At 63.0% G+C, this 5,772-nt stretch carries 5 protein-coding genes; 2 read left to right on the top strand and 3 right to left on the bottom strand.

Annotated features, from left to right (window positions below; genetic code table 11):
* Window positions 1-345: 345 nt before the first annotated feature.
* Window positions 346-1,026, bottom strand: coding sequence for a hypothetical protein (locus CEY15_RS17265; RefSeq protein ID WP_095719448.1), 681 nt, complete (start codon window positions 1,024-1,026; stop codon window positions 346-348).
* A gap of 114 nt (window positions 1,027-1,140) precedes the next feature.
* The gene (locus CEY15_RS18565; RefSeq protein WP_176475179.1) at window positions 1,141-1,296 is read right to left on the bottom strand and encodes a hypothetical protein; all 156 of its coding nucleotides are present in this window, start codon (window positions 1,294-1,296) and stop codon (window positions 1,141-1,143) included.
* A gap of 358 nt (window positions 1,297-1,654) precedes the next feature.
* On the opposite strand from CEY15_RS18565, the gene CEY15_RS17270 reads away from it, so the two are divergent.
* Complete coding sequence (locus tag CEY15_RS17270) at window positions 1,655-3,118, top strand: N-6 DNA methylase (protein ID WP_095719446.1); 1,464 nt, start codon at window positions 1,655-1,657, stop codon at window positions 3,116-3,118.
* Between the two features lie 98 nt (window positions 3,119-3,216).
* Here CEY15_RS17270 and CEY15_RS17275 read toward each other — a convergent pair whose 3' ends face one another.
* The gene (locus CEY15_RS17275; protein ID WP_095719447.1) at window positions 3,217-4,617 is read right to left on the bottom strand and encodes an IS1380 family transposase; all 1,401 of its coding nucleotides are present in this window, start codon (window positions 4,615-4,617) and stop codon (window positions 3,217-3,219) included.
* 167 nt (window positions 4,618-4,784) lie between these two features.
* Between CEY15_RS17275 and CEY15_RS18310 the strand changes: the two genes are divergently transcribed.
* A complete protein-coding gene (locus CEY15_RS18310) occupies window positions 4,785-5,765 on the top strand; it encodes a type ISP restriction/modification enzyme (RefSeq protein WP_141244319.1) in 981 nt (326 codons plus the stop codon).
* The last annotated feature ends 7 nt before the right edge of the window (window positions 5,766-5,772 follow it).

The raw sequence follows: 5,772 nt of genomic DNA on the forward strand, positions 1-5,772 counted from the left end.
GAAATCCCGCCAAACGAAGGTGAAAGTCACATTGCCGACGTGTGAACCGAACCGATATTCGGTGAGTTCTCCCGGCGCCTGGTGGCAGTAAAGTGCCTGGCAGCCCGAACTTTCCGCGCCGACGCCGATGGGCTCCGCCAGATGCACGCCTGGCGTAGTTCTTCAGTAGTGAACGCCGGACGCAACTGCCCAAGAGTGAGTACCAACGACGATGTGACAATGCTGCGAAGCTTGGATAGTATGCAGATGAGCAATGAGTCGGCCCTCTGGGCTTACGCCCCGACAGTCGGCCAGGCCCCTCGGTGTAGCTACGGCAGCCAGGGGCTGCTCTTTTTTGTGCCTCGCCTAGTCCCCAGCCTCAAGAAAATACACTTGAGGCTTCACGATCTCGAAGAGCTCGTTGGTGCCGTCTGTGTGAGTGATGGTTCGGCGGAACGCGGATGACACGAGATCTGGAAGCCACAGCAGCCGCTCGGCACTCGGAGAGGTCTGCAGGAGTCGCGTATTTCGTGGGATCCGATTTTCGCGGATCAATTCTTTGTGGTTCTTGTCATCCTTATTCCGGAAGTTTCTCTGGTTACGCTCTTCGAGGATGAGCAACTCTATAGGGCTCCAACTGCCGGCCCGGCCAGCGGCGAGTTCTTCCGCCAACGACCGATAGCAGGCGCGGCGAGCGTCTTCTGCGTCATGGTCGACGGGGTCTACGGACACCTGATGGGCAATCACGCAGGTCTCCTTCCCGTCAGCGAGATACCCGAGCATGTCCTCAGTAGCCCGTCGCCCTCCTGCCGTGAGCAGAGCCTCGGTGGTGTGCCAGTGCGTCGAGCCCGCAATCTCGAGAAGCCCTCCGCGCAACTCGTCCATGTCATCTTGAGCAACTACAACCGCGGTGAAAAGATAGAACGTCTTGCGGTGGTGCCCTATCGGATCCGGCGCCTGATAGGACTCGTCGAGGTAGGCGACGTGACTCTTTGTTCGGCGGTACGCCTCGGCGACAATCGACGCCTTGCGGTCAGAGAAGCCCATCTGGGGCATCTTAGACTCGCGCCGGCAGCGCACCTTCGACTCGGCCACAATGTACACACCGCAAACATTGCAACGACAGGCTTCTCCCTACGAGGGTGTCAGGTGCGATTTTTCCTAGTCGTCCTGCTTCTTCTTCGCCTCAATCAGTCGGACGGCGCGTGCGTTAACGCGATCCGAGATCAAGGGAAGGAGGCGGAGCACAAAGTGCCCGGCCCCAAGTAGCAGGACGGCCGCGAGGTCCAGCTTGTCGACGACGTCGAGAACCTGCATATCGCAACCTCCCCTCATGGTGGAGAGATGCCACGCCTGGCCGATTGCCAGGCTGAGTGCCGCGGCCAGATACTGGCCAGCGACCTGAACTGCGCCTGGGCGCAGGCTGCCAGCGTCATAGCCAGCAGGTTGTTGCGGCGAGCAAAATGACGAAAACCCGGTCGATGACCGGGTTTTTGAGCGCATGAATCCGCAACAAGAGAAATATAGCATTTCGACTGTCAAACTCGGCGAATACTCCAAGTCCAGTCGTTGCGCGAGAATAAGCAGTCTCTAGCGGTGCGTCCGGGAACTTCCTGACGGGGAATGACGGACAATCAGAGCAACCCCACCACTTGCATCCTGAAAGGTTGCTCACGTGTCATCGCCTTGGCTCACTACTGCTGTTTCGGAGTTCGGGCAGCGTTGCAAAGCCAAGTTGGCCGGTCCGGGTGAGGCAGAAGCGGCGATCCGGGCTCCGATCGAACAGTTACTCGCCGCCGCTGGCGAGCACCTTTCCTTGGATGTGGTCCCACACGACGAGGTCCGCGACGACGACCGCGGCGTTCGTCCCGACTACGCGATCAGCGTCGGCGGTGCGATCACTGGGTACGTCGAGGTCAAGAAGCCTGGCGCCAACTTAGACCCGGTCTCCATGCGAGGCCACAACCTCAAACAGTGGACGAGGCAGAAGGACCTCCCGAACCTGATCTACACCAATGGCACGGAGTGGCGGCTCTACCGCGATAGCGAGCCGGTCGGAGATCCGATACACCTTGCCGGCGGGCCGCTCCGCACGGCTGGAGCGGAGCTTTCCGCGCCCGCAGAGTTCGAGCAGTTCCTGACCGACTTCCTGCGGTGGGAGCCAGCGCCCATCACCAGCGTGATCGCTCTCGTTCGGGCTATCGCGCCGCTGACTCGACTTCTGCGCGGTGAAGTCTTGGACCAGCTCGCCACCGAGCAGCGCAAGATCAAGGCGGGAGCTCGACGCGAAGATCAGCCATTCCATGGACTCGCCAGGGACTGGCGACACCTGCTATTTCCGACCGCTGACGACGCGACCTTCGCCGACGGCTACGCGCAAACCGTCACGTTCGCCCTCCTCCTCGCCCGAACCGAAGGCATCACACTCGCCGATACCGGCGGCCTGCACGCAGTGGGCACGAAACTTGCGGGACAACACTCCCTCATGGCCCGAGCGCTTCAACTGCTGACCGACTACGTCGCAGCTGACTTCAAGGTCACCATCGACCTCCTGGTGCGTGTCATCGACGCCGTGCAGTGGCCGAAGGTCCGCGCCGGCCGCCGCGACACCTATCTCCACCTGTACGAAACCTTCCTCGACGTCTACGACCCGCAGCTGCGGCAAAAATCCGGTTCGTACTACACACCACGTGAAGTGGTCGAGCAAATGGTCCGCCTCACCGAAGAAGTCCTGGAAACACGATTGGGTAGAACCGCAGGATTCGCCGACCCGGATGTGGTCGTGGCCGACCCCGCGATGGGCACGGGCACATTCCTACACACGATCATCGAGCACGTCGCGGCCCGAGTGGCCGAGCGAGACGGGCAGGGCGCCGTTGCGGGGGCAGTAAGCCAACTCGCCAAGCGGCTTGTCGGATTCGAACTCCAGACGGGCCCATTCGCCGTCGCCGAACTGCGTGCCACCGACCTACTCACCGATCTCGGTGCCAACCTCCCACCGGCAGGCCTGGGAATGTACGTCACCGACACCCTCGACGACCCCCACGCCGAACAGACCCAACTCGGATCTGGCCTTGAGTTGATCAGTCGGTCTAGCCCCGCTGATTCACGGGCCGGTGTGACTGCTGCTGTCGGTTGACGGCGGGATCGATTTCGTGGGTAGGCGTGCGTGTGTGCCGGCTGGCGCTGCCGGTGGGCGGGTCCCCGGGTGGTGATGTCGTGGGCGGGCATGTGAGGTCAGGCTGGTTTGGGGATCGCGGCGATCGTGTTGAACACGGCGACGATCGCGACGGCCCAGGGCCACGTTTCCGGGATCTTCACTTTTCGCCGTCGGCCGCTACGGGTCAGCCGGGCTGCGACGTGCAGGAAGCGGTAGCGCAAGGCTTTGGGCTCGCACAAGGCGAGGACTGCGGCCTCGCCGGTACAGGCCAGCATCCGCGTCCACGCCACCAGATCTGCGGCGATCATCACTGCCACCAGCCAGGCCTGGTTGAGCGCGAACTCGCGTGAGGGGAGCCGGCCGAGCCCGGTGTCTTTGGCGTGGCGGATGCGGTCCTCGACCCGGGCGTGAGCCCGATGCCTCGCTTCAAGGAACTGCAGCTGCCCGGCGCTGGTGTTGGTGACAAATGCCTGGTAGCGCCACCCGTCGATCTCCTCGAACATCGATAGTTGGGCGCCGGGGTGGGGCCGTTCGCGGCGGACGATGACCCGCATCCCGTCTGGCCACTTTGCGAGCATCCGTGGGGAGAGGAACCCGGTCAGCTCCGCGATGTCGGCCCCGTCGCGGATGTCCCCGTTGGGGTTGAGCGCTGGTCCCCACGCGGCTTCGGGGCAGGTCGCGATGGCTCGGCGAATCGGGGCAGTGATGGAGAATCCGACCGAGTACTCCACCTGTCGACCGCGGATGCGGTTCTGTTCGGTGATCCAGTCGATCAGGTCGTGGGAGGCGCCGGCGCCGTCGGAGCGGATCAGCAGGTCACGCCGGCGGGTGGCGGGGATCTGCGCGATGGCTTGGCCCAGGACGTCGATGTGGTCGGCGGCGGTGTTGGACCCGGCGTTGCCCGGGCGCAGGCTCGCGGCGAGGAACTCTTCTGTGTTGTCGCACCACACGCCGATCGGGTGGTAGCCGAACGTGCGCTTGTACGTCGGCGCGGCGTTCTCCTTCTCGCTGTGGGTGACCACGATGGTGGCGTCCACATCGAGAACGATCGTCGATCCCAGGTCCCGGCCCGCGCACTTGGATGCGGGCACCCCGCCGGGCAGGTGGGACCACACGTGCCGCCGTGCCCGAGCCCGCGCCACCTGGATCTTCTTGCGCTTGCCGGCGGTGACCTCATCGAGTGTGCGCCACACTGTCGGCGCCGAGGCCACCGGGCCCAGGGCGCCAGACTGGTGGCGCAGGACGCCGATGTCTGAGATGGACTCGCCGCCATCGGCCAGCATCACCGCGACGTCGATCAACACCCGGCCGCGATCGTGGATCGGGATGAACCGGCGGCGGGCCATGGCCCCTGACAGCGCGGCGGTCAGACCGACCTGATCAGCCAGAAGGCGCGGAGCGATGGCCCCGGCATGAGAGACCACCCCGACACCATCAGCAGTAACGGACAGCCCGGCCGACCACGAAGTAAGCTTCACCTACCGAGTGCTTTCTGCTGGAGAACATGGAACCTTAGACAAGTCCCAGTTTCCCCTGTTCAGGAAGCACTTCGGTCTATTTTCGCCCAGCGATCCGCAGATCCCCGTGAATCACCGGGGCTAGGTCGAGGGCTGCCCGTATCAAGGCTAAGTCCAAAGTCACTGTGGTGATTGGCAACCCGCCCTATGACGAACGGGCACAAGGTCGCGGCGGCTGGATCGAGAACGGAAGCGACAGCGAGAAGACGAAGAAAGGCGGCGGTTACCGCCCCTTAGATGACTTCCGCGCCGAGGGAAACGGCCGCACCGAGTACGTCCTCAAGAACCTCTACATCTACTTCTGGCGGTGGGCTACCTGGAAAGTCTTCGACGCCAACGCAAACCTACCCAACGGTGACGTGGGAGTCGTTTGCTACATCACCACCTCAGGCTATCTACGCGGCGCCGGATTCAAGGGCATGCGCGAGTACCTACGCCGCACCACCAGCGAAGGCTGGATTATCGATGTCTCCCCCGAGGGAATGCGTCCCGACGTACCGACTCGAATCTTCCCTGGCGTGCAGCAACCACTCGCGATCGCGATCTTCACTCGCCGCCCGGATTGCGATTCAGATGTGCCGGCCACGATTCACTACACCGCGATCCACGGCCGACGGTTCGAGAAGTACGACGCCCTGACCAAACTGAACCTCGACGGTGACCAGTGGCGCCAAGCTCGCACAGCCTGGCAAGCACCGTTCACACCAGCAGCAGACACCGACTGGGACGACTTCCCTGCGGTCAATGACCTTCTCCCATGGACAGCTCCTGGGATAAAGCCGAACCGCACCTGGGTTTACGCGCCCGCTCGCGAAATCCTGTCGGATCGACTCCTGCGGGTTATCTCTGAGAGCGACCCCGACCGCAAGAAGGTTCTGTTTAAAGAGACGTCATCGTCCCACCTAGAAACCACCACGAAACCCCTCAGCGGTTCGGATACAGAACAAGGCACCGCCGCGCCGTTCTCCGAAGAGAAGCCGGCTCACGCCCGGGCTGCGAGGCACGTGCGGGTCGGATTTCGATCGTTCGACCGCCAATGGCTCATTGCCGATCGACGATTGATGCACCGTCCGTCCCCTGATCTCTGTGAGGTTCCCCCGGATCCGTAGAGGGATC

Source organism: Dietzia natronolimnaea (assembly GCF_002289575.1).
In the GTDB taxonomy this organism is placed as follows: Bacteria; Actinomycetota; Actinomycetes; order Mycobacteriales; family Mycobacteriaceae; genus Dietzia; species Dietzia natronolimnaea_A.

What these genes read in the sequence shown, in the direction of transcription:
- CEY15_RS17265 (WP_095719448.1), bottom strand. Translation starts at nt 1,026, where the DNA reads ATGGGCTTCTCTGACCGCAAGGCGTCGATTGTCGCCGAGGCGTACCGC.
- CEY15_RS18565 (WP_176475179.1), bottom strand. Translation starts at nt 1,296, where the DNA reads ATGCAGGTTCTCGACGTCGTCGACAAGCTGGACCTCGCGGCCGTCCTG.